We start from the raw sequence: 23,307 nt of genomic DNA on the forward strand, positions 1-23,307 counted from the left end.
TATGACTACAATCGGGCTCCGCCCTCACTCCGTCACACCCCGGCGCGAGTCTCATCCTGATTGACGCTGAATCTCACCTAGATTGCCGCTATGCAAATCTGCGCTAAATCTGAGAACCCCTCTGCGGTTACCCCCTCGGCTATACGCGGATGTCCCTTTCGTCCAATGAGAGTGTAAGTTTCCTCAAACAGGTGCTGGGTATGAATTTGAGCATGCTCATTTTCGGGCGTCGCGATCGCCATATCTACTTCGCCGTCAGCCAATCGCTGATTAAGTCTTGCCGGGTTGAGCCGATGCACTGCAACGCGCACCGCTGGCGCCTTCTCCTGTAACGCTAGTATGAGCGGTGTAACAACGACCGCTTCAATGTAGTCTGTACAAGCAATCGAAATGGTCAAGGCCGCAGTTTCGGGCGAGAAATCCGCATGATTACGAAGCGTTCCTCTAAGTTGCTCCATTGCCATTCGGAGCGGGCCGATCAGATCCAAAGCCTTGGCTGTTGGGATCATTCCCCGATGCGCGGGGATCAGCAACTGATCTTCGAACACGTCGCGCAGACGATTTAATTGCGCGCTTAGTGCTGGCTGGCTCAAATGCAAACGAGCTGCTGCCTTGGTGACGTTTCGCTCTATGAGCAAGGCTTCCAGGCTCACAAGCAAGTTAAGATCGACGCGCTTGATATCCATTGTATGGATTGGAACTCACAACTTAATCGATTTCACAAATACTGCTCGGCAAGCCAATTTGCAAGCGCGGTGGTCACCAATCGATGTACTCCGCTCAATTTGGAAAGGAAGTTTGCATGTCAAATGAGACAAGACCTCTGATTGTGATTGCGGGAAGCCTGAGCAAGCAAGGCAGGAGCGTTGCCCACTCGCTTCTTCAAAGCGGTCGTTATCGTGTCCGCGCACTGACGAGACGAACTGACTCACCTGAGGCTGTCAAATTGGCCAACGCAGGTGCAGAACTAGTCGCCGTCCCCCTTGCGGGGGGGAGGAAGGATGAATTCACCAAAGCCTTTCTGGGCGCCAATGGTGCATTCCTGCTGACGCCGGGTGTGGTGCCACCCGAAACAACTGAATTCGAGATCGGCAAGGAATTGGTTGATGCAGCAACCGAGGCAGGCGTCAAGCACATCGTATTCAGCTCGCTGGAAGACGTACACACGATTACTCAAGGGAAAATTCTCGCCCGCCATTTCACGGAGAAGGCGCGTGTCGAGGCCTATATTCGGGGTCTGCCAGTCACAAGTTCGTTTATTGAGCTTGCATTTTTCTACACTAATCTTCTTGAATATTATCCGCCGCGTCTGGACGGTGATACATTGGTGTTTCCAATCTATTTGCCAGAATATTTTCCAACTCCCTTTGTCGACCCGCTGACAGCGACCGGTCCTGCGGTTCTCGAGATATTCGATCATCCCTCCACATACGCCGGTCAAACTCTGCCAGTGATCGGAGACATTATTTCCCCTGCCGAAATGGTAGCTACGTTCAGTCGTGTCAGCGGACAAAAGGCAGCATATATCCCGGCTCATACGTCAGAGGATTTTCGAACGAATTTTCCGCAATTTAGCCAGGACTTTGTCCACGAGACAATGGAAATGGTCGAGTATGCAGTGCAATATGGATACTTTCGTTCGGACCGCGACATTGAGTGGAGCCGAAAGAACAATCCAGACACCCTGAACTGGGAGCAGTTTCTGAGAAACACCGGTTGGGATGGCCAGAAAAAGGTGTTCGGTTTGTAGACGTGACTTCGGCTGTCTAGATCACGTCGGAATGGAAGAATGTGAGTTGATCCACTTACTTCACTGTGAGGGCAAGTGGAAACCGGCTTTGTGGTGGACCGTTGCCGGTTTCCTGACACCCTTCCTATATTTTGCGATTAATTGAAAGTGTCACACGGGAACGCGCAAAGGACGTACCGTTTGCAGATGTCGAGTAATGATATAAACCGATGGTTGTGATGCGCGATAACTCAGTTCAGGATTGCGCGAATAATTAATCCAACAATGGATACTGCGGCGACGCCGACCAGCCATAGACCGATGAAATAACCGGTTCGAGAAATAAATTTATTCATGTCATGTTGTTCCTACTGCTACGGCAACTCACCCCATTCACCCGGTCTAGCGGTCAGGGGGTAACGCTGCTGATCTCATTGAGTTTACTCAGTCGTATGTGCTGTCGAGATGAGATCACCTCTTAAAGATACCGGTCGATAGAGGTATTCATTCAATTGAATGGAAGACCGAAAGACTTTCCCGAATTATCCCACGGTTGGACTGGTTTGGTAAAAGCCATTATTCCCTCAGAATTAGGCACAACGTCGTGATCGTCGGGTGCCAGAACCCGGCCAATTCATAGCTTTTGTAATCCGGCGGACACACGCGTCTGAATTTGAGGGAAGATTGTCATTTCTCGAATGTTCGGCCAACCGTAGTGTGCCGCAAACTTATGAAAGGACACATGATGGTTCTGAGAATTGCGATTAATGGCTATGGCCGGATCGGGAGAAATGCACTTCGGGCGCTTTATGAAGGGAGTAAGCGTGAGGCGATCGAAATTATCGCTATTAACGATCTTGCAAGTGCTGAAATCAATGCGCATTTGACTCAGTTCGACACGACCCACGGCAAATTCCCGGGCGAAATCTCTGTTTCTGACGGGGCGCTTGTCGTCAATGGAGATTCAATAAAAGTTCTGGCGGAGCGTGATCCGGCAAAACTTCCGTGGGGTGAGTTGAATGTAGACGTCGTTCTTGAATGTACGGGATTGTTCGCAAACCGTGCTGCCGCGTCGGCTCACCTCGCTGCCGGTGCGAAGCGGGTAATAATCTCGGCGCCGGCGGGTCGCGATATCGACGCTACCATCGTTCATGGCGTCAACGACGATGCTTTAAGAGCAGAGCATCGTGTCATCGCTATTGGATCATGTACAACCAACTGTCTCGCCGCGGTCGCAAAGCCGTTGCACGATGCGATCGGTATCGTTGCTGGAAACATGACCACGGTTCATGCTGTGACTAACGATCAGGTTTTGACCGACGTCTATCATTCCGATCCGCGCCGCGCCCGCTCTGCAATGGCGTCGATCATTCCAACAAAGACAGGCGCGGCATCAGCGATCGGTCTGGTTCTGCCCGAGCTGGAGGGTCGGCTAGATGGATTTTCTATTCGTGTTCCAACCATGGACGTATGCCTTCTGATTGTAAGCTTCGCCTGCGGACGCGAAACTTCTGTCGAGGAAATCAACGCTCTGATGCGTTCTGTTGCCAGCGAAGGACCTCTTCAAGGGATACTCACCCTTAACGATCTTCCACTGGTTTCAAGCGACTTCATCCACAATCCTGCTTCGGCGATCTTCGATACGACACTCACCAAAGTGATCGGCGATGGCAAACACGCCACCGTACATGCCTGGTATGACAATGAATGGGGTTTTGCGAACCGGTTGCTCGACAATGCCATACAATTTGGTGAGATGCCTTTGGTATAACGGATGATTGCCAATGCGTTATAGCGTTTATTCCAAGCTGAACAGTTGAGCGTACTAGCGGCATATCAGTTACTTTATAGTGGCTCATCATGACTTGAGAAATATTAGAACGCAGTGCGTTCTTTCGGACGTACAAAACCGCTCTAATTTTGTACTTTTACGCGTTGTACTTTACAAAAATCGATTCCGATTTTTGCGCCGATTGGCGAACCGCAAGTCTGCGGAAGTATTCTGTGGAGGCGGCGAATTGCTTGAGGAGAAACCATGTGATGTTCGCGCCCGGTAAACACTTGCATATAGGATCGTTGATTTTTGATCGTTTTGATCAAATTGATCTGACAGGTCCTTATGAAGTCCTTTCCGCTATTCCGAACGCCACATTCCACATAGGCGCAAAAAAGAAGCAAGTTGTGAAGGATTTCCATGGACTGCCATTAATGCCCACGATTACTCTGAGCGAAATGCCAAAGCTCGATATTTTGCATATTCCAGGAGGCCCAGGGCAGCAGGATGTGATGGAGAACGAGGAGGTCCTTGGTTTTATTCGCAAGCAGGCAGAGGCAGCGACATACGTGTTTTCCGTTTGCACCGGTGCGCTTGTGCTGGGCGCAGCCGGGCTTCTGATGGGGAGACGAGCGACCACGCACTGGGCATCAATGGAAGTCCTTCCGCTATATGGAGCAAATCCTGTCAACGAACGCGTTGTTATTGATGGCAAGTGGATTTTCGCGGCGGGTGTTACTTCAGGTATAGATGGGGCACTGCAACTCGCTGCTATGGTACGCGACGAAGATTTAGCCAAACAGATTCAGCTTTATATGCAGTATCAACCGGAACCACCTTTCGATAGTGGAACTCCCGACCGGGCTCCTGCGCATATCGTTGAGAGGCAACTTAATGCAGTTGCTGACCTCACCGCAGCACGTATCGAAACGGCAAAGAGAATAAGAGAAAAACTCATTGTTGAACGGCGCCACGAAGGAATTAGCGAAAAGAAGAGCTAACGGCGATATCAGGATTTAGCTCTAATATTCTGAGAGCGACAGTGCAAAAGTCGGCCACGGAAGAGGCGGGATAACCCTGCTGCGCCGGAGTAAAACTCAGCCACTTAATTAATCCTTCTGCTGCGACAGCAGGAAGGGGTAGGAATCTACACCTTGGAACTTTATCTGAGTGTTTGCCTGGTAGTCTCGGAAGGTATGTGCCGGCGACAGGCCGAGAAGCATTTCAACATATCGCGTGACAGGATGGCCAAGATCGCGGCCTATTCGACACCGCCGGGCTATCAGTGGCGCACACCGATCGAGCATTGGCTCGACGACGATCTAAAGATGCCGCGCAAACCGCGCCATACCGCCAAGCGTGTGTTCGACCAGCTGCGTGACAAGTGCGGCTTGACCGGCGGCTCTGCGATTATCATGGATAACATGGGCGAGTGGAATCCGCGTCGCTAGAAGGTAGCTCGCTCCGTGATCTGGCGCACAGCGTCACGCTTAAATTCTTCTGTGAACTTCGATTTGCTCATGATACTCTTCCTGTCTCAAGATTAAGAAAGAGGGCGTCGACAAATCTCGGGGCTATTCACACCTGTGTCAACAGATCGTAAGGTTTTTTCAATTAAGCTTGTAACTATCTTGCCTTGGTAAAAATCAAAAATCCTTCAAACTTAGGCAGTCGTCAGTCTTATTTCTTACCAGCGACTGCGAACCTCAGCCGCTGGTGATTTGACTTTTTATTCAATGATATCCGTCTTCGGCGCGAACCTTTCCTCGAAAAACCCAGTATGCATATCCGGTATATGCGAGGATAATCGGGATCAGAATTGCGGACCCAACCAATAGGAACCGCAAGGAGGTGAAAGGGGCTGAGGCTTCTCGAATCGTTAATGAATCCGGGATGATGTATGGATAAAAGCTGATCCCCAGACCCGCATAGCTCAGAATGAATAGGCCTAGAGCTGCCAGAAACGGTCGAAGCTGTTTATTTTTTCTAAGCCCGTTTAACAAAAGATAGGCACATATTGCCAATAACAGCGGCACAAAGGATGAGAAAAAAGCGGTAGGCCAGCGGAACCATCGTTGAAAGTAAATTTCGTTAATAAACGGGGTCCAGATAGACACAATGCCGATCAATGCAAGCAGCAGGACCGTCAGGGGCTTGGCCAGAAATTGGCAGCGTATTTGCACATATCCCATGGTCTTCAGATTAAGCCAGGTGGCTCCAAGCAAAGCATAACCTACAAGAAGCGCAACTCCGCATAAAAGCGAAAATGGTGTCAGCCAATCCCACGGGCCGCCCGCATAAGCATGGTTTTCGACGCTTATGCCCTGAATGAGGGTGCCGAGCGTAATTCCCTGCATGATCGCGGCAAGCGATGAGCCCATCCAAAATGCGATGTCCCAAAAGTGCGAGCCTGGCCTCGTTCGCCAACGAAATTCAAAAGCAACGCCCCGGAAGATCAAACTGATCAACATAATGATGATTGGCATGTAAAGCGCCGGGAGAACGATGGAATAGACCGAGGGAAAAACAGCCATAAGGCCGCCACCGCCAAGTACCAGCCAGGTTTCGTTGCCGTCCCATACCGGTGCGATGGTGTTTGTCATGAGATCACGGTGTTGTCGCTCCGGGAAAGCGGGAAATATGATTCCAACGCCCAGATCGAATCCGTCGAGAATGACATAGGCAAGAACAGCAAAGGCAATGATCCCAGCCCATACGAGTGAAAGATCAATTTCCATGATGTTCTCCGAGGTTATTACTGAGCGCATGTGCTGTAATCATTCCCGCGGTCCTTATCGGTGCGGAACCAAGTTCGTGATCATCCAGTTCAAGCGGGGGGCGTCGCATGAGCTTCAGCAGATAGACAACGCCTGCACCAAACACGATAAAGTAGACGACGATAAAGATGACAAGCGATGTGCCAACGGCTGAAGCTGATATGGGAGAAAGACTGTCCGCTGTTCTCAATTGTCCGTAAACGGTCCATGGCTGTCGACCAACTTCGGTCGTGTACCACCCGGCAAGGACCGCGATAAAGCCCGATGGTCCCATGATCACGGCAAACCGATGCAATGATCGCGAACTGTATAGATGTCCTTTCCAACGACTCCAGATGGACCACAGGCCCACTCCTAACATTAGAAAGCCGAGCCCGACCATTATACGGAAGGTGATGAAGGGCATCAGCGCCGGCGGACGCTGATCGCGCCACCACTCTTTCAGCCCCTTTATTTCGGAAGTGAGATCGTGCTTCAATATCAGCGAGCCGAGTTTTGGGATCTCAAGTGCGAATTTTGTTCGCTCCGCCTCGTCATCTGGTATTCCAAACAGTATCAAGGGAGCGCCATTCTTGTGTGTTTCAAAATGCCCCTCCATTGCCGCAATCTTAGCTGGCTGATGTTCCAGCGTATTGAGACCGTGCACGTCCCCGAGCAAAATCTGAAGCGGCGTTCCTAGTGTGGCCATCCACATCGCCATTGAAAACATGATGCGAACCTGACGGTTTTGATTTCCTTTCAGCAAATGCCATGCTCCCACGGCACCGACAGCAAAAGCTGTTGTCAGGAAGGCCGCCACCACTGTGTGTGACATTCGATAGGGAAAAGACGGATTGAATACGATTTGCCACCAGTTTTCAGGTATAAATATACCGTTCGCATCTATGCTGAAGCCGGCGGGCGTATGCATCCAGCTATTGGCCGAGGTGATCCACGTCGCCGAGATCAGAGTCCCTAATGCGACCATGGCGACTGCGAACATATGCGCGCCATCTCCGACGCGCTCGCGCCCGAACAGGGCAATGCCGAGAAAGCCCGCTTCAAGGAAAAACGCCGTGAGAACCTCGTATCCCATCAGTGGTCCGATGATTGACCCGGCTCTGTGAGAAAGGACAGACCAGTTCGTTCCGAACTGATAGCTCATGACAATTCCGGATACGACGCCCATGGCGAAGGTCACCGCAAAGATCGTTTTCCAGTATTCGAACAGTTTCAAATAGGCCGGATCTCTCTTCCACAGCCAGAGACCGTTGAGAACTGCGAGGAAACTCGCGGTGCCAATGGAGAATGCTGGAAAAATGAAGTGAAAGGAAACGGTGAACCCAAACTGAATTCGCGCAAGCATTTCTGCCTGTAAGCCAAAGAATGTCATCGCCCGGCTCCCCGGAAGAAGCCCGCACTACCAACACAAAAGGTGCTGTCGAGTGAAAACGATCGCCGACAAGCGAATAAAAACACAAATCGTGAATACCACGGGTGAATTGAAGCAACAGTTTGCACTTTTGCATCTCCTGTCCAAATTGATATCGTTTGGATAGAAGGGTAGGCAAAAGGCTTAAAGGACGATGTTCCCTCAATTCAGGACACCGCAGTAATTTCGCATGTGATTCGCGATCACGCCCCGGAGTTTCCCTGACTAAAACGGCGGCGGTACTCCGTGGGTGTCAGACCAACGACACGCCGGAAGCGCGCCCGGAAGGTCACCGCTGAACCAAAACCGGACAGGAATGCTGTTTGATCTATGGACGTATCACTTTCCTCAAGCAATTCGCGTGCGCGATCGATGCGGGCCATGAGAAGCCACTGCAAAGGGGTCGTACCGGTCTGCTCTTGAAATCGCCGGGCAAAGGTGCGCGAACTCATATTTGCGCGCGCCGCGAGGCTATCAACGGTATGGGCACTGTCCAGATTGTCTCGCATCCATTCGATCAAGGGCGTCAAGCTGGCCAGAGATCCCGGCAGTTCGTGGCGGATGAATTGTGCCTGACCACCGTCCCGGTGCAATGGCGCGACAGTGAGACGTGCGGCATCGGCGGCGACTGACTGGCCGTAATCTCGTCGCACAAGATGAAGGCACATATCCAGTCCTGCCGACGCACCGGCCGAAGTTACGATACGGCCTTCGTCTACAAAAAGCACATTCGGTTCGACTGTTATGCAGGGATGAAGTCTCGCAAGGTCCTCTGCAAAACGCCAATGGGTAGCAGCGCGTCTCCCGTCAAGCAGACCGCTCGCTGCCAATATAAAGGCTCCGGTGCATATTGACGCCACTCTTGCACCGCGCCCGTAAGCTTTTCGTAGTGCACCGCTTACGGCTGCCGGAATGTCTCGAAACGGATATTCGCTTCCCGGAATTATGATCGTTTCGGCCTGCGCAAGGTCAGCCAAACCTTGTCGTACCTGCATGTCAAAGCCAGCCGCGCGAATTGTGCGCTTCGGCGCACAAATCCTAACTTCATAAGCTTTGCTTCCATCTGCCAGACGCGCCATTGCAAACACCTGATAGGCGATGCCAAAATCCAGTGGCACCACGTCATCAAGCACCAAAACAGCAATTTTATGCATTGAATTCGGCTCCTGCCGGAAAATTGTAAACTGCTATTTGCCGTGGCTGCAATCAATCGTTTTTTGTCATTCCTGCCACTCACGTAGATTGTTTGAACGCGCTATTCAATAGGAATGTTCAAGACGAAGGAAACGACGATGACGGATCAAAGAAAGAATAAGACTGAAGGCCGCCAGTTACAGATTGGCATGGTCATTTTCCCCGGCTTTACGCTGCAGGACCTTGCCGGACCCCAGACGGCGTTCGGTCTCCATGCCAAAACCCATATAATCTGGAAGACCATGGAGCCCGTCCCAACAGATATGGGCGTCACCATGAATCCCACGATCACGATTGACGAAGTTCCCGACAATCTCGACGTACTGTTCGTTGCCGGTGGGGGAGGGACACCTGAAATCATGAAGGATCAGGAGTTCCTCGATTTTATTGCTCGCGCCGGAAAAACTGCCACCTATATAACCGCAGCATGCACGGGCTCTGTGCTTCTCGCAATGGCGGGATTGCTTGAGGGTTACCGGGCGGCCACCTACTGGCCGTTTTATGAGCCCCTGATAGCACTGGGTATCGAGCCAAGCTATGAACGTGTCTGCGTTGACAGAAATCGCATTACTGGCGGGGGTGTCACAGCCGGTATCGATTTCGCACTTCAGGTCATCGCGGAACTCAAAGGACAAGACGCGGCCGAGTTCACACAGCTTGTTCTCGAATACGACCCGCAGCCCACCATGAACTCAGGTCATCCCCGAAGTGCTCGCCCAGAAATTGTCGCACAGGTGAAGGGTTTATGGGGGCGAACTGACGCAGCCTTGAAAGTGGCGGAGGAACATATGCAGCGCCGGTCCCAATCGGCAAGGCTCGCTTCTGCCTGATTGAAGAATAGCTGTTTTCAACCTTAGATCATGGGTGCCGCTGATCGAACCGATGGTTCTGCGGCACCCCTCTCTAAGGCTCACAGCATGATATTTCGGCCAAGCATACAGTATGGCTAGCAATGAGGGAAATACGTCTTTTACTTTGCTCAGCCTTTACGGGAGAAGCAGGGTGGATCGTGAGGTCCAACTTCATTCCGTAACGGAGGCTGTCTTCATAATGACCAGACGCATCATCAACGTTCCAGCTAACTCGCCTCTCTTTCCCAGTCAGGCCGAGTTCGAAAAATATGGATACTCACCCGCAGTAAGTGCAGGCGGCTTGCTGTTTATTTCTGGCCAGGTCGCACTAGAGCCGGATGGGTCCGTGTCTGACGATATTACAGAACAGGTGGACCTTGTTTTTCAGAAAACGTTTGAAGTGCTTCGCTGGGCTGGCCTGACGAAGGACGATCTGGTCGAGATATACAGCTATCACGTGAACCTCCCCGAACATTTTTCTCAGTTTATCGCGGTAAAGGAAAAATATCTCACGTCATCCTTTCCCGCGTGGACAGCACTTGGTGTCGAAGCATTGGGTCTGCCTGAGTTGAAGATTGAAATGCGCAGTATTGCGGCTTTTCGTGATTGATCGGACAAAGCCAACCAAATTGCCGCCTCCTCGTTTTTCCCTCGTGAGTCAACCATATCGCTCACCAGCGGCGTGTGACGACCATTGAATACGAAACCATGATCTCCATTAAGGAACAGCCTATGAATGAATTTGCAGGTAAGCGCGCCCTCATCACTGGTGCTTCACGTGGCATTGGCGCGGCCATCGCATTGGAATTGGCTGAAAGAGGCGCAGACATCGCATTCACCTACGTCAAATCCACCACTGCTGCCGAAGAACTGGTCAAGAAGATCGAAGCAAAAGGTCGGCGAGCCTTTGCGATTCAGGCCGATAGTGCGGACGCGTCAGAGATTAAACGCTCAGTCGATGAAGCTGCTTCAAAACTCGGTGGTCTGGACATTCTGGTGAACAATGCGGGGGTATTGTTCCAGGGGCTGCTCGAGGATATGCCACTGGAACATATCGACAAGATTCTCGCGGTGAATGTCCGGGCAGTGGTAGTGGCTTCGCAAGCTGCAATCCCATACCTTGGCGAAGGCGGCAGGATTATCTCGATCGGATCATGCCTTGCGGAACGTGTCGCTTTTGAAGCCGTGGCTGTTTACTCGATGTCAAAGTCGGCGCTTCTGGCATTTACGCGCGGTTTGTCACGCGAACTTGGCTCGCGAGGCATCACGGTCAACCTCGTGCATCCCGGGCCGACCGAAACGGAAATGAGTCCGCCAGATGCGCCGGGCGCCGCCGCGATGCGCGCGCAAATTGCACTTGGCAAATATGGTACGGACAAGGATGTTGCGGCTGCAGTTGCTTTCATCGCCAGTTCGGCTGCCCGGCACATCACAGGCACAGGGCTGAACGTCGATGGCGGCATGAACGCTTAAGCCTATCAGAAATTGCTCAACACAGGGCGTATCTTGAACTTTATGTGCAAAGGTTTGCGTGTGTGTTTCAGATATCTCCTGGTGGGCTTTTTTATAGAAGTGATATGATGAGTATCAGTCATTATCTCAAGACTATTGGTCGGGGCGCGCGGGGGGCTCAATCCCTCTCTCGCGAACAGGCCGTAGACTTGTTTGCTCAAGTTCTGGACGGTACCGTAACTGACTTGGAAATAGGTGCATTTTGCCTCGCCATGCGCAGTAAAGGTGAGACGCCGGAGGAAATGGCCGGCTTTCATGATGCGCTACGACTGAGGCAGTCAATCATACCTCTTTCCCCTTCGGGGCGGGCAACCGTCATATTGCCAAGCTATAATGGTGCGAGAAAGCTCCCTGTCCTGACGGCTCTGCTCGGATTGCTCCTCGCCGAAAAGGGCATACGGGTTATTGTGCATGGATTGAATCACGACCCTGGACGAACGACAGTCGCGGAGACATTTTCGGCGCTAGGACTACCCCATTGTGGTCACGTGGACGATGTGTCTGACGGTATCAATTTTCTACCTGTCGATGTTTTTGCGCCAAAGCTTGCAAAGCTTGTGGATGTCCGCAAAACCATCGGTCTAAGGAACTCCGCGCACAGCCTGGTCAAAATCCTCAATCCCACTTCTGCGCGGGCGCTGGTCATCGGAAGCTACACGCACACGGCCTACGCGGAAATCATGTCTGAGACCTATCGGCTGCTCGGCGCAGACGCGATGCTGCTGAGGGGGATCGAAGGAGAATCCATTACCGATGCAAGGAAGATTCAACAGGTCGATGTATTCGTTGCGGGTGTCCAGACGCGGTTGCAAGAAGCTGAAAAGTCACCTCTTGTCGCTGCACCAGAATGGCCTGACGATATTACCGCATCCGCCACTGCAAACTATATAGAAGAAGTTATGGATCGCCGCAGACCGGTTCCCGAACCTATTCTAAGGCAAATCATGCATATCCAAGATACGCTACTTGTTATGGAAAAGCAGGTGAAGCCTCCGATCCCAAACGGGTAGGAAGTTATTTGGAAAGAGCGTCAAAAGTATCCTACAAATGGCACGAAAGCGTTGTGCAGAGGGCTACAATTCGTTGTTGGCATCAGAATGAAGATGCTTTTTCTTCAAAAGTGCCCTTTCCGCTCTGATGCGTTGCACTTGGGGCTGGCTCTGTCGACATACGACGCAGGCTCTGAGGAGGATGACCGAAGATGCGAAGAAATGCACGTCGCATTCTTTCAGGATCGGTAAAACCAACCTGACGGGCAATGACCTCTATCGGCTCTACGCCCCGCTCGACACGGACGCGGGCCACCTCCGCTCTTAAACGTTCCACGGCTTTAGCTGGTGTTTCTCCAGTCTCTGCGAGAAATGAACGTCCGAACTGCCGCGGGCTAAGATGTGCTACATCTGCAAGACGCTCGGTGGATAGAGACTCTGTCAAATGTTCACGAATGTAGGTGAGTACGGTTCTGATACGATCAGAAGCCGGTTCCATATCCAGCATAGCCGAGAATTGCGATTGTCCGCCTGGGCGGCGATGATACACAACGAGCATCTGAGCCACGCTTTTTGACGTCTCAGTGCCTAAATCCTCCTCTATCATTGCCAGAGCAAGATCGATGCCGGCTGTAATACCAGCGGATGTCCAGAGATCGCCGTCTTTCGTGAATATGCGATCTCCATCCACCTTAATTTTCGGATACATTCGTTGAAGTTGACCGGCGTATTTCCAGTGAGTTGTAGCCCGACGTCCATTTAGGAGGCCGGCGGCTGCGAGTAAAAATGTGCCAGTGCAGACGCTTGCAACCCGGCGTGCAGAATGCAGACTCTTATGAAATGTACCGTCGATTTCAAAGCCTATCTCAGCGGGATTTATAAGTACGTCTCCTCCGGTGAAAATAATCGTATCGTACGGCTCCGATCGGATGGCCTCGGTCTGAACGGCCAAGCCCGACGAACTTGTGATAAGCCCTCCCTCTTTCGAGACAATGTGAAGATTGTACGGCAAACATTCATTCTGCCTGCTGGCGATTTCGAATGTTGAAAGAGGGCCGCTTAAATCTTGGATCTGGAATTGGGGATACACGACAAACGCTACATCCCGAGTCATCAATACAGGCCCGTTGCTAATTGCGGCAATCATATTCATCGAGAACCTCTCAGCGCATGGAGTCTTCAACAGTCACACTTCCAGCTTGCTCTTTCCTATCATGACTTCGCTAAGGGTACATCTCGGTATGGCGAAAAAAGAGGGAAGTGCGTCATTTCCTCGCGCTAGCCGCTGCTGTATGAAAAGTGAAATAGAAATTTTGAATGCGCCAATGGAAGCGATTTGTCCTTGGAAACCGTTGCGTTTGAGATGACGAACTTATTCGGATCGTCACCTTAGGCGGCAAGGGAGAAAGACAATATCCCACCTTCCGGTAAGCGGTCGCAGCGGTGGCATCGAAGACTTGGACAGGATTATCGGTGATGAGCTCGGTGAATATTGAGGAAGAGTTATCGCAGTTGCGGCGGATGCGATTGGCATCTGTGATCGAAGCCACAACACTCATATTGCTTCTTTGCATCGCAGTACCGTTAAAGCATCTCAATGGATTTCCTATGGCTGTCTCGGTCATGGGCCCCATCCACGGTATAGCTTTCGTCTACTATGCGTGGGCCATTATCCAAACGGTTGCGGGTGGTGACTACGACCGGTTTGAGGTCGTCCGGATGGTCGTCTCAGCCTTCATTCCTTTTGGTGGCTTTCTAAACGACCGCGCGCTTGCACGACGTCAAGCGACCCTACAGTCTTCAATTTAAGGAAACCCGATGGACTACCTTTGGTTAAAAGCAATCCATGTTGCTGCGGCTATCATCTGGATTGGGGGCATGTTGACCGTTGGCATCACAACAACCGCTGTCAACGTTATTCCTGTAGACGTGTCGGGGGCGCGCCGAGGTGCATTCTTTGCGCGGATTCGTCGCTGGGATCGAAGGGTGACAACGCCTGCGATGCTGATGGTCTGGGCATTCGGGCTCGCGCTAGCGGTCACTGGTCAATGGCTGTCACAGCCCTGGATAATAATCAAAATTGCCCTCGTCATTGTACTTTCCGGGATTCACGGCATGCTATCGGGCGGTCTGAGACGTCTCACTCTTGAGCAGCAGCCACGCGGTATTGCCGCCATCCGGTTTGCTGCTTTCGGCATCATCTGCATCGTGATCGTCGTGGTCGGTCTTGTCGTCATCAAGCCGTTCTAGCCATTGGAGTTGTCTATGTTTTCTGGACGAAATGAACCTCATGTATCGCAACGCACCATGCTATTGACAGGTGCAAGCCGAGGTATTGGCCATGCAACCGTAAAGCTTTTTTATCAAAGCGGATGGCGGGTTCTAACCGTGTCGAGGGCTGCTTTCGCCGAGGATTGCCCATGGCCGGGAGGTCGTGACAACCATATCCAGGCGGACTTGTCGCGGGCTGACAGCTATAAAACATTGGCAGCAGAAGTAAGCGAACGTCTTGGAGGCAGCGGTCTTTATGGAATTGTCAATAATGCGGCAATTTCCCCCAAGCTTGAGGGCGGCGTTCGTATGGGGATCTCAGATACGTCATATGAGGACTGGCTGGCCGTCTTTAACGTTAACTTATTTTCAGCGGCGGCATTATCCCGGCTTCTCTTGCCTGAACTCAAGGCGACGAACGGGGCAATTGTCAACGTGACATCAATCGCTGGCTCTCGGGTTCACCCATTCGCAGGCGTTGCATATGCCTGTTCTAAAGCAGCTTTAGCTGCGTTGACACGCGAGCAAGCTTCCGAATTTGCCCGTTACGGAATTCGAGTCAATGCGATCGCACCTGGAGAAATCGACACGTCGATACTCTCACCAGGTACGGAAAAAATAGTCGCCGACCAAATCCCCATGCATAGGCTCGGTGATCCAACGGAGATCGCCCGTGTAATCCTTTTCCTGTGTTCCGGTGAAGCGTCGTATATCAACGGTGCGGAAATCAATGTGAACGGCGGCCAGCATGTTTGATCGGTCTAGATAGGATTGGGATAATACACATCGGATCGTGATCTTATCTCGCTTGATGTCGGAAGGTCTGTTTTAGGACGGAACGGCTTTTGGCTTCACCAAGCACTAAGGAGTCAGTCATCATGAAAACAATATTAGTTGCAGGGGCTGTCGGTGTCATAGGGCGCGCGATACTCGAACATTATGAGCAGAAAAAGGATGTGAGAGTCATAGGGCTGTCTAGGCGCCGTCCGGAATTCAAAACGCGAGCCGAACATATCTCTGTGGATCTTCTTGACAAGGCTGATACAGCGTCGAAGCTTGGGACCGTAGATGGTACGACGCATATCGTTTATGCGGCCTACAAGGAGCTACCGACACGTCACGAGCTCGTTGCTCCAAACCTCGCAATGCTTTGCAATATTGTGAAAACCGTAGAACAGACGTCTCCATCGTTGCAGCACGTCACGCTCATGCAAGGCGGGAAAGCCTACGGATGTCATCTCGGGCCCTTTCCGACACCTGCGCGCGAAGATGATCCCAGACATATTTCACCCAACTTCTATTACGATCAAGAGGACTTTTTGCGGGTGCATTCGGTCGGAAAGCAGTGGTAATGGTCTGCGCTCAGGCCAGAGGCTGTATGCGGAATGGCAGTCGGAAATCCGATGAACCTACTCATGGTGATTGCAGTCTACGCCACGATCTGTCGGGCACTGAGTTTGCCATTGACATTCCCTGGAACCGACGCGTCGTATAACACGCTTTACCAAGTGACCGATGCCCGGATTCTTGCGCAAGCAACTGAGTGGGCCGGATCTACGGATGCCGCGCGAGGCCAAGTGTATAACATCACCAATGGAGACTATTTTCGTTGGGTGCGCTTGTGGCCTCGCATCGCGGAGTTTTTCAAATTGCCGATCGGAGCACCGCTTCCGTTCTCGATGCAAGAGATGATGGCAGATAAAAAAGCTCTCTGGGACGGCCTTGTCCGCGATCATGGGCTTGCACCCTATGGCTATGACGAAATCGCGAACTGGAACTTCGGAGATTTGGTTCTGAAAACCCAATACGACAACATTACCAGTACGATCAAAGCCAGACGGGATGGTTTTGCGGACTGCATCGATACAGAAGACATGTTCAAAGAACTTTTTACGAATTTGATCGAGAAGCGGATCATTCCAACACCAGTTTAGGATAGATGGGGCGGTGGCTGTTAGCTTCTAGCAGTTAGTGATGTGTAAGAGTTAGTTGAAAAGACATGGTTATATTACTTCCCAGAAGTGCTGCTAGATGGATATCTTTAATGAATGTCGGTATCGGTAGTTGCGTGCCCCCGCAACCAAAACATTCCAGAAAAGCCCCGCAATTAATGCGGGGCTTTTGACGTTTTAAGCACTGAAAAGATCGGAAGAGCGCTCCCAAGGCTATGTTCACACAGCCGCGGCACCACACAGGCACAGAGCGTAGTTTACCCCGTAAAGACATCAGGAAAAGGCTCAAGCGCCTCTTCAGCGCATCAAACCCAAAACAAGCCCAAGACCTCGAAATAAGCCAGAGCGCAACAAGACACAGAAAAACCCCGCTGCGTAAGCGGCGGGGCTTTCGACGTTTAATGTTCACGATGAGTGGGGAGGGTACCCCCTGTGGTCAAACCCCCGCCTCACGCCATACAGAATGGCCGCCGCCAAGCTCCACATGATCGAGTTGCGGGTGCCCCTGCTTTGTCTGTGTAAGACTTATAGCGCTACTGCAGCTATTTAGAAGTTGCACTCATTAGCCGGCTTCAGCCTCACACCTTCATGCTCTCTTCCTGCGATCCTGCGCGTATCTCATGTGAGATTTGCATTGAACAGAACTTTGGACCACACATGGAGCAGAAATGAGCGTCCTTGTGAGCCTCCTTGGGTAAGGTCTCGTCATGATAAGAACGTGCTGTCTCCGGATCCAGTGAAAGATTGAACTGATCTTCCCAGCGGAATTCGAACCGAGCCCGCGATAGCGCATCATCACGGATACGCGCTGACGGATGCCCTTTTGCGAGGTCTGCGGCATGAGCGGCTATCTTATAAGTGACGACACCGATTTTAACATCGTCGCGGTTGGGCAAGCCGAGGTGCTCCTTCGGGGTAACGTAGCAAAGCATGGCGGTACCGAACCATCCGATCATCGCGGCACCAATTCCCGAGGTTATATGGTCATAACCGGGTGCGATATCAGTGGTCAACGGTCCGAGCGTATAGAACGGCGCCTCTCCGCATGTGTGTAATTGCTTGTCCATGTTCTCTTTGATCTTGTGCATAGGAACGTGGCCGGGTCCTTCTATCATTACCTGGCAATCCTTGGACCATGCTATCTGGGTCAGTTCTCCAAGCGTCTCGAGTTCGGCAAATTGTGCCGCGTCATTGGCATCTGCTATCGATCCCGGACGCAGACCGTCCCCAAGGGAGAATGAGACATCGTAAGCCCGACAGATATCGCAAATTTCTTCGAAATGTTCGTAGAGAAAACTCTCTTTGTGATGGTGCAGGCACCACTTCGCCATGATAGAACCGCCGCGTGAAACGATGCCAGTTACTCGATTGGCGGTGAGGTGGATATAAGAAAGCCGCACGCCAGCGTGTATGGTAAAATAATCAACGCCTTGTTCGGCCTGTTCGATCAATGTGTCGCGATAGATTTGCCAGTTCAGATCTTCGGCAATACCATTGACCTTCTCCAGAGCCTGATAGAGCGGTACCGTACCGATTGGAACTGGCGAATTCCGGATGATCCATTCTCGAATATTATGAATGTTTCGTCCGGTTGAAAGGTCCATCACCGTATCGGCACCCCAACGGATGGCCCATACCATCTTTTCAACTTCCTCGCCCATAGAAGATGTTACGGCAGAATTGCCGATATTAGCGTTGATCTTAACCAGAAAGTTCCGCCCGATGATCATCGGCTCGGATTCAGGATGGTTGATATTGGCAGGAAGAATAGCTCGTCCCTCAGCAATCTCCTGGCGAACGAATTCCGGTGTTACATAGTGGGGAATGTTAGCGCCAAAACCTTGCCCGTCGCGCGGCAATTCATGCTGGACAGCTTGTCGTCCAAGGTTTTCACGGATGGCGACGAATTCCATTTCGGGAGTGATGATCCCTGCACGGGCATAAGCAAGCTGGGTAACCGCCTTGCCATTCCTTGCTTTCAACGGTGCATTTAGAAAAGGGAATTCCGGTGTCAGTCGTTCACCTGTCGCAAAGCCGTTATCTGCGGGTTGAACCGAGCGCCCTTCATAGGCTTCGACATCGCCACGCCCGCTAATCCAGCTTTCGCGCAGTCGGGGCAGCCCTTTTTCGATATTGATCGTTGCGTGATCGTCGGTGTAGGGGCCAGACGGATCATAGACCGTAACGGGTGGCAGCCCGGAACTGGGATGCTGCGCAATTTCTCGCATCGGGACGCGGACATCCGGATAAAGCGTTCCCGGTTTGCTTAGTTTTCGGGAGGCGGGGAGAGGGCCAGTGGTAACAGTCGGGGCTGTGTTGCCATTAATGATAGACATGGTTGAGGCTCCAAGATGTGACGTTGGAGACCCAGTTCCAGTGTTGGAAGGATGAAAAAATGCCATCAGGAAGCATCCAGTGGACGCTCGCCTTCCAGCATTTGCACCGTCCCTACGCCAGTATGAACTGGATCAGGTTCAACGGGTCACTGCGCACGCTAGCAGTATCTCAGCCCCTTGCCGGGACTCCCCTGGTGAATGCTTAAAATTATGCACGGACAGTTTTGGTCGTCAAGACCGGTTGGTTGGGCGCGCCTCTATTCCTGACCATGGATGTAAAGCAAAGCGGTGAGGCTTGGCTTCTCTTTTTCCATTTGGCATCATCACTGATGCGGCTCTTTACAGAATCCGAAGCGCTTTAATTCACCAGATCCCTGCCTTTGGTTTCCGGCGTGGTGATCATCACATAGATCGCCGGGATTGCCATCAATGTGGCGTAGATCGCGACCGCGAAGGGCGTACCGAAAATTTCGAGCAGCCACGTACCGATGATCGGAGCAAGCGCTCCACCCAGCACGGTCGCAACCGAATAGGACGTCGACATCGCCGTGTAGCGAACGCGTGCCGGGAAGAGTTCGGTGAAATAGGCCGACATGCCACCCACGATAATGCCGTGGAACGAGAGTGTCAGCACGGTTGCCCAGGTGAGCGTCGCGGTGTCTGCGCCGGGCGGCAGGCTGAAGAGCCAGAAGCCTGCGCCGATACCGCCCACGAGACCCACCAGCGTAACGGCCTTGCGTCCGATACGGTCTGCGGTGGCGCCTGCCGCGAGTATGACTGCGACTTCGGCAATGGAACCGACGAACAGTGCGCCAAGGGCAGCTTCACGTGGCACCTTGAGGAACACGGTCGCCAGCACGACGAAGAATGTGGAGAAGAGATAGAAGAGCGCGCTTTCGCCAGCCTTGACGAACAGGACGCGCAGCATGTTGGCGCCCTGGGTCGTAATCGCTTCGCGCAAGGGTGCTTTGACGGCTTCGGTCTTCTGTTCCTGCAGATGGATGAAAGCAGGGGATTCCTCGACCTTGCGCCGGACCCAAAGACCGAGACCGATCAGCAGGATGGAGGCGATAAAGGGAATACGCCAGGCCCATTCCACAAAAGCGTCCGATCCGAAATGACCGATGACCAAACCGATAACGGCGGTCGCAAGTACATTGCCAGCCGGTCCGCCGATCATGGGAAAGCCGGTCCAGAGACCGCGCTGCTTTGCCGGAAGGCTTTCGGCGATCAGCACTAGCGCGCCAGTGGATTCGCCGCCGATGGCAAAACCTTGCAGCAGGCGCATCAGGAGAAGCAGAAGCGGAGCGAACACGCCAATCTGCTGATAGGTGGGGAGTAAACCCATGGCAACAGTCGCACCGCCCATCATGAAGAGACTGATAACGAGCGCCTGCTTGCGCCCGATCCTGTCACCCAGAACACCGAAGAACCAGCCTCCGGCGGGACGGGCGATAAAGCCGACAGCCTGCGTAGACAGGGCTGCAATCAGGCCGGTGATCGGATCAACCACCGGAAAAAACGCGGTGTTGAAAACAAGTGCGGCGCAAAAAGCGAAAACCGCGAAGTCATACCACTCGATAATCGTGCCAGTGCTGGCCGCGAAAAGAAGCCGTATCGATGATTTTTGCGTCTGCGCGGCATCCATTGTGCCCGCCGGTGCTGATGTGTTCATGGCTGCTCCTCCGCTGCCCAGCATTTGAAATACCGGTTCCTCGCTACCGGCTCCCTATAATCGTATCATTTGCAACGAAGTCAAGTTCATTGCAATAGCAACGTTACATATGCAATGAAATAATGGCCATCAGATTCTGGGGATTACAATCTGCAGGAGGTGCGAGGATCAATTCAAAAGGCTGTTCGAACGGACAGGATAACAGTGGTGTACGGGTAGTTTTCATTGAGGCGCAATCTCATCAGACCGCGTTTCGCTCCGATTAGATCTCGCTCTTGAAAAAGCCTTTGAAATTGTTCGTCCATTCCGGGAAAATGATTGAAATGAAAAGACTTTGTGAGGGGCATGCAATGCGCATGGAGACGTTTTTTCCTTATAGGCTCGCGATTGTCGCGGAAGCGTTCTCGCGGCAGCTCGTTGCAGTCTATGGTCACGAATATGGGTTGATGCGTGAGGAATGGCGCCTGCTGTTTCTGCTTGCGGAGGCGGGTTCCATCGATTCCGTGCGGCTTGCCCAGCGAACATCCCTCGACAAGGTGCAGGTCAGCCGTGCGGCCAGCCGTCTGGAAGAGAAAGGCCTGATTATCCGGACCATATCCGAAGAAGACCGGCGTTTGCGGCATTATGCGGTCACTGATGTCGGACAAGCCCTGTTCCAAAAGGCCTTTGGCGAAGTCGATGCCAAGGCCAATGCCATCTTGAGTGCGATGTCCGAGCAGGACCGGCTGGCTCTGGAAACGGGCATTGCTGCTCTGCACAAGGCCGTCAAACAGGTGACCGAAGCCGAGTGAGGTTCGCAATTATCGCGAAGGGTGGGCGCTGGAAAGGCGGGTCAGCCCCTCGAGAAAATGTTTGGCGTCCGGGCCCAGATCTTTCAATATCTCCGCCTGAAACTCGTCGGCAATCTTGCCGAGACGGTGCATCAGTTCTTCCCCCTTCGGGGTGAGTGCGAGTACAATCAATCGACGGTCGACATTGTTGTCGGATTTACGCAGCAGGCCAGCACCTTCCAGACGGGTTGCGGCCCGGCTGACAATCGACTTGTCGAGATTGACCCGGGTATTGATGTCCCGGATGCTGACTTCGCCGCTTCGATAGAGATGCGCCAGCACGCGCCATTCAGGGATGGTCAGCCCCGCTTCAGCGGCGTAGCGTTTTGCAAATCGCTCGCTGATCCGCGCGGCCACAACACTGAGCCGGTAGGGCAGGAAACTATCGAGTTCGAATGCCATGCACGTCTCCTTTTTGCAGGAAAGGAGCAGAGTTTCATTGCAAATACAACGGAAAAAGATGTGTCACGCAAGAAGCATTGACTTCGTTGCATTCGCAACGTTAATATCGTTGTTAGAGCAACGAATTTGCCGGGAGGAATAATCATGACCACTCACACGATCCCGCAGGGCATGGTCCGCGCATCGGTAACGACTGGAACGGTCGAGGGCTATATGCCTGGTTTCGGCAATGACTTTGAAACCGAGGCGCTGCCGGGCGCTTTGCCGCAAGGTCAGAATTCACCGCAGAAATGTAATTACGGGCTTTATGCAGAGCAACTGTCAGGCACTGCTTTCACCGCGCCGCGCGGGCAGAATGAGCGGACCTGGTGTTATCGTATTCGCCCGTCCGTTCATCATACGGGCCGGTTTCAGCTGATCGATGTGCCCTACTGGAAGACCGCGCCCAATCTGCCGGTCGGCGATCCACAGCGGCGCAATATCACCAGTCTCGGCCAGTATCGCTGGGACCCGATTCCGCTGCCGGGGCCGGATGAGGATCTGACTTGGATCACCGGCATGCGCACCATGACCACGGCGGGCGATGTGAATATCCAGATCGGCATGGCAAGCCATGTCTATCTGATCACGCGCTCGATGCAGGACGAGTATTTTTACTCCGCCGACAGCGAATTGCTGGTCGTGCCGCAGGAGGGCCGCCTGCGCTTCTGTACCGAGCTTGGCATCATCGATCTTGAGCCCAAGGAGATTGCCATTATCCCGCGCGGTCTTGTCTATCGCGTCGAGGTGCTTGAGGGACCGTGCCGCGGTTTCGTCTGCGAGAATTACGGCCAGAAATTCGATATGCCGGGTCGTGGTCCTATCGGCGCGAACTGCCTTGCCAATCCACGCGATTTCAAATCCCCCGTTGCGGCTTATGAAGATAAACAGGCGCGCTCGCGTGTTGTCATCAAATGGTGCGGCCAGTTCCACGAGAGCTGGATTGACCATTCGCCGCTCGATATTGTGGCGTGGCATGGCAATTACTGTGCCTATAAATATGATCTGCGCACTTATTCGCCGGTTGGCGCCATTCTGTTCGACCATCCCGATCCGTCAATTTTCACGGTGCTGACCGCGCCGTCAGGTCAGGAGGGAACAGCCAATATCGACTTTGTGCTGTTCCGCGAACGCTGGCTGGTGGCGGAACATTCCTTCCGTCCACCATGGTATCACAAGAACATCATGTCCGAGCTGATGGGCAATATTTACGGTGTCTATGATGCCAAGCCGCAGGGCTTTGCGCCGGGTGGCATCAGCCTGCACAATTGCATGTTGCCGCATGGTCCTGACCGCGACGCATTTGAAGGCGCGTCGAATGCGGAACTGCGCCCGGAAAAGCTCGACAATACGATGAGCTTCATGTTCGAGACCCGCTTCCCGCAGCATCTGACTGAATTTGCCGCGCGCGAGGCCCCCATGCAGCAGGAATATATCGAAGTGTGGGACCATCTCGAAAAGAAGTTCGACGGCACGCCCGGTTTGAAGTGATGTCAATCAACCGGATGCTGTGCGCTTTATGCGCCGGTACTCCAAGAATATGATCTGAAACGAGGAGATGGACA

At 52.6% G+C, this 23,307-nt stretch carries 22 protein-coding genes, 1 pseudogene and 1 riboswitch; of the genes and pseudogenes, 15 read left to right on the plus strand and 8 right to left on the minus strand.

Going from position 1 to position 23,307, the window contains the following annotated elements; translation table 11 throughout:
- Positions 1-77 precede the first annotated feature (77 nt).
- The gene (locus FHW03_RS03745; RefSeq protein ID WP_210277160.1) at positions 78-686 is read right to left on the minus strand and encodes a LysR substrate-binding domain-containing protein; all 609 of its coding nucleotides are present in this window, start codon (positions 684-686) and stop codon (positions 78-80) included.
- Between the two features lie 116 nt (positions 687-802).
- Here FHW03_RS03745 and FHW03_RS03750 point away from each other — a divergent pair, with 116 nt between their 5' ends.
- The 4 genes and pseudogenes from FHW03_RS03750 to FHW03_RS03765 form a co-directional block, all read left to right on the plus strand.
- Positions 803-1,750 (plus strand): NmrA/HSCARG family protein, encoded by a 948-nt coding sequence (locus FHW03_RS03750; protein ID WP_182519437.1) that lies wholly within the window; start codon positions 803-805, stop codon positions 1,748-1,750.
- Between the two features lie 724 nt (positions 1,751-2,474).
- Positions 2,475-3,500 (plus strand): type I glyceraldehyde-3-phosphate dehydrogenase, encoded by a 1,026-nt coding sequence (gap, locus tag FHW03_RS03755; RefSeq protein ID WP_182520030.1) that lies wholly within the window; start codon positions 2,475-2,477, stop codon positions 3,498-3,500.
- 269 nt (positions 3,501-3,769) lie between these two features.
- Positions 3,770-4,504 (plus strand): DJ-1/PfpI family protein, encoded by a 735-nt coding sequence (locus FHW03_RS03760; protein ID WP_182520031.1) that lies wholly within the window; start codon positions 3,770-3,772, stop codon positions 4,502-4,504.
- A gap of 195 nt (positions 4,505-4,699) precedes the next feature.
- Positions 4,700-4,936, plus strand: a pseudogene (locus FHW03_RS03765) (IS21 family transposase); the annotation flags it as partial.
- A 300-nt stretch (positions 4,937-5,236) separates the two neighbouring features.
- Here the strand turns inward: FHW03_RS03765 and cydB are convergent.
- The 3 genes from cydB to FHW03_RS03780 form a co-directional block, all read right to left on the minus strand.
- Entirely contained in the window at positions 5,237-6,241 is a 1,005-nt protein-coding gene (cydB, locus tag FHW03_RS03770; protein ID WP_182519438.1) for a cytochrome d ubiquinol oxidase subunit II, read from the minus strand.
- On the minus strand, positions 6,231-7,652 hold the full coding sequence (locus FHW03_RS03775; RefSeq protein WP_182519439.1) for a cytochrome ubiquinol oxidase subunit I: 1,422 nt from the start codon (positions 7,650-7,652) through the stop codon (positions 6,231-6,233). The genes cydB and FHW03_RS03775 overlap by 11 nt, the downstream gene beginning before the upstream one ends.
- Before the next feature lie 242 nt (positions 7,653-7,894).
- Positions 7,895-8,845: a helix-turn-helix domain-containing protein gene (locus FHW03_RS03780; protein ID WP_182519440.1), complete on the minus strand. Its 951-nt coding sequence runs from the start codon at positions 8,843-8,845 to the stop codon at positions 7,895-7,897.
- Between the two features lie 138 nt (positions 8,846-8,983).
- Here FHW03_RS03780 and FHW03_RS03785 point away from each other — a divergent pair, with 138 nt between their 5' ends.
- The 4 genes from FHW03_RS03785 (at position 8,984) to ybiB (ending at position 12,258) form a co-directional block, all read left to right on the plus strand.
- Entirely contained in the window at positions 8,984-9,715 is a 732-nt protein-coding gene (locus FHW03_RS03785; protein ID WP_182519441.1) for a DJ-1/PfpI family protein, read from the plus strand.
- 220 nt (positions 9,716-9,935) lie between these two features.
- On the plus strand, positions 9,936-10,346 hold the full coding sequence (locus FHW03_RS03790) for a RidA family protein (RefSeq protein ID WP_182519442.1): 411 nt from the start codon (positions 9,936-9,938) through the stop codon (positions 10,344-10,346).
- A gap of 122 nt (positions 10,347-10,468) precedes the next feature.
- Positions 10,469-11,209: an SDR family oxidoreductase gene (locus FHW03_RS03795; RefSeq protein ID WP_182519443.1), complete on the plus strand. Its 741-nt coding sequence runs from the start codon at positions 10,469-10,471 to the stop codon at positions 11,207-11,209.
- A gap of 104 nt (positions 11,210-11,313) precedes the next feature.
- The gene (ybiB, locus tag FHW03_RS03800; protein WP_210277161.1) at positions 11,314-12,258 is read left to right on the plus strand and encodes a DNA-binding protein YbiB; all 945 of its coding nucleotides are present in this window, start codon (positions 11,314-11,316) and stop codon (positions 12,256-12,258) included.
- An 82-nt stretch (positions 12,259-12,340) separates the two neighbouring features.
- Here the strand turns inward: ybiB and FHW03_RS03805 are convergent, their stop codons facing one another.
- On the minus strand, positions 12,341-13,390 hold the full coding sequence (locus FHW03_RS03805; protein WP_377514064.1) for a GlxA family transcriptional regulator: 1,050 nt from the start codon (positions 13,388-13,390) through the stop codon (positions 12,341-12,343).
- 323 nt (positions 13,391-13,713) lie between these two features.
- Between FHW03_RS03805 and FHW03_RS03810 the strand changes: the two genes are divergently transcribed.
- From FHW03_RS03810 to FHW03_RS26010, 5 genes are all read left to right on the plus strand, one after another.
- Complete coding sequence (locus FHW03_RS03810) at positions 13,714-14,046, plus strand: DUF3817 domain-containing protein (RefSeq protein WP_377514066.1); 333 nt, start codon at positions 13,714-13,716, stop codon at positions 14,044-14,046.
- Positions 14,047-14,055: 9 nt separating this feature from the next.
- Positions 14,056-14,487, plus strand: coding sequence for a CopD family protein (locus tag FHW03_RS03815; RefSeq protein ID WP_182519444.1), 432 nt, complete (start codon positions 14,056-14,058; stop codon positions 14,485-14,487).
- Positions 14,488-14,502: 15 nt separating this feature from the next.
- Positions 14,503-15,264: an SDR family oxidoreductase gene (locus FHW03_RS03820; protein ID WP_182519445.1), complete on the plus strand. Its 762-nt coding sequence runs from the start codon at positions 14,503-14,505 to the stop codon at positions 15,262-15,264.
- Between the two features lie 122 nt (positions 15,265-15,386).
- Positions 15,387-15,860 (plus strand): NAD-dependent epimerase/dehydratase family protein, encoded by a 474-nt coding sequence (locus FHW03_RS26005; RefSeq protein ID WP_377514068.1) that lies wholly within the window; start codon positions 15,387-15,389, stop codon positions 15,858-15,860.
- Between the two features lie 51 nt (positions 15,861-15,911).
- Positions 15,912-16,442, plus strand: a complete 531-nt coding sequence (locus FHW03_RS26010) for a hypothetical protein (protein ID WP_377514070.1) — start codon at positions 15,912-15,914, stop codon at positions 16,440-16,442.
- Positions 16,443-17,038: 596 nt separating this feature from the next.
- Here the strand turns inward: FHW03_RS26010 and thiC are convergent.
- A complete protein-coding gene (thiC, locus tag FHW03_RS03830) occupies positions 17,039-18,796 on the minus strand; it encodes a phosphomethylpyrimidine synthase ThiC (RefSeq protein ID WP_182519446.1) in 1,758 nt (585 codons plus the stop codon).
- Between the two features lie 91 nt (positions 18,797-18,887).
- Positions 18,888-18,999, minus strand: a riboswitch (TPP riboswitch).
- 155 nt (positions 19,000-19,154) lie between these two features.
- The gene (locus tag FHW03_RS03835; RefSeq protein ID WP_377514072.1) at positions 19,155-20,471 is read right to left on the minus strand and encodes an MFS transporter; all 1,317 of its coding nucleotides are present in this window, start codon (positions 20,469-20,471) and stop codon (positions 19,155-19,157) included.
- 356 nt (positions 20,472-20,827) lie between these two features.
- Between FHW03_RS03835 and FHW03_RS03840 the strand changes: the two genes are divergently transcribed.
- Complete coding sequence (locus FHW03_RS03840; RefSeq protein ID WP_377514074.1) at positions 20,828-21,262, plus strand: MarR family winged helix-turn-helix transcriptional regulator; 435 nt, start codon at positions 20,828-20,830, stop codon at positions 21,260-21,262.
- A gap of 9 nt (positions 21,263-21,271) precedes the next feature.
- On the opposite strand, the gene FHW03_RS03845 is transcribed toward FHW03_RS03840, so the two are convergent.
- Positions 21,272-21,703, minus strand: coding sequence for a MarR family winged helix-turn-helix transcriptional regulator (locus FHW03_RS03845; protein ID WP_182519448.1), 432 nt, complete (start codon positions 21,701-21,703; stop codon positions 21,272-21,274).
- Positions 21,704-21,847: 144 nt separating this feature from the next.
- Between FHW03_RS03845 and hmgA the strand changes: the two genes are divergently transcribed.
- On the plus strand, positions 21,848-23,233 hold the full coding sequence (hmgA, locus tag FHW03_RS03850; protein ID WP_182519449.1) for a homogentisate 1,2-dioxygenase: 1,386 nt from the start codon (positions 21,848-21,850) through the stop codon (positions 23,231-23,233).
- Positions 23,234-23,307 lie beyond the last annotated feature (74 nt).

Source organism: Ochrobactrum sp. RH2CCR150 (assembly GCA_014138095.1).
GTDB classification, from domain to species: domain Bacteria; phylum Pseudomonadota; class Alphaproteobacteria; order Rhizobiales; family Rhizobiaceae; genus Brucella; species Brucella gambitense.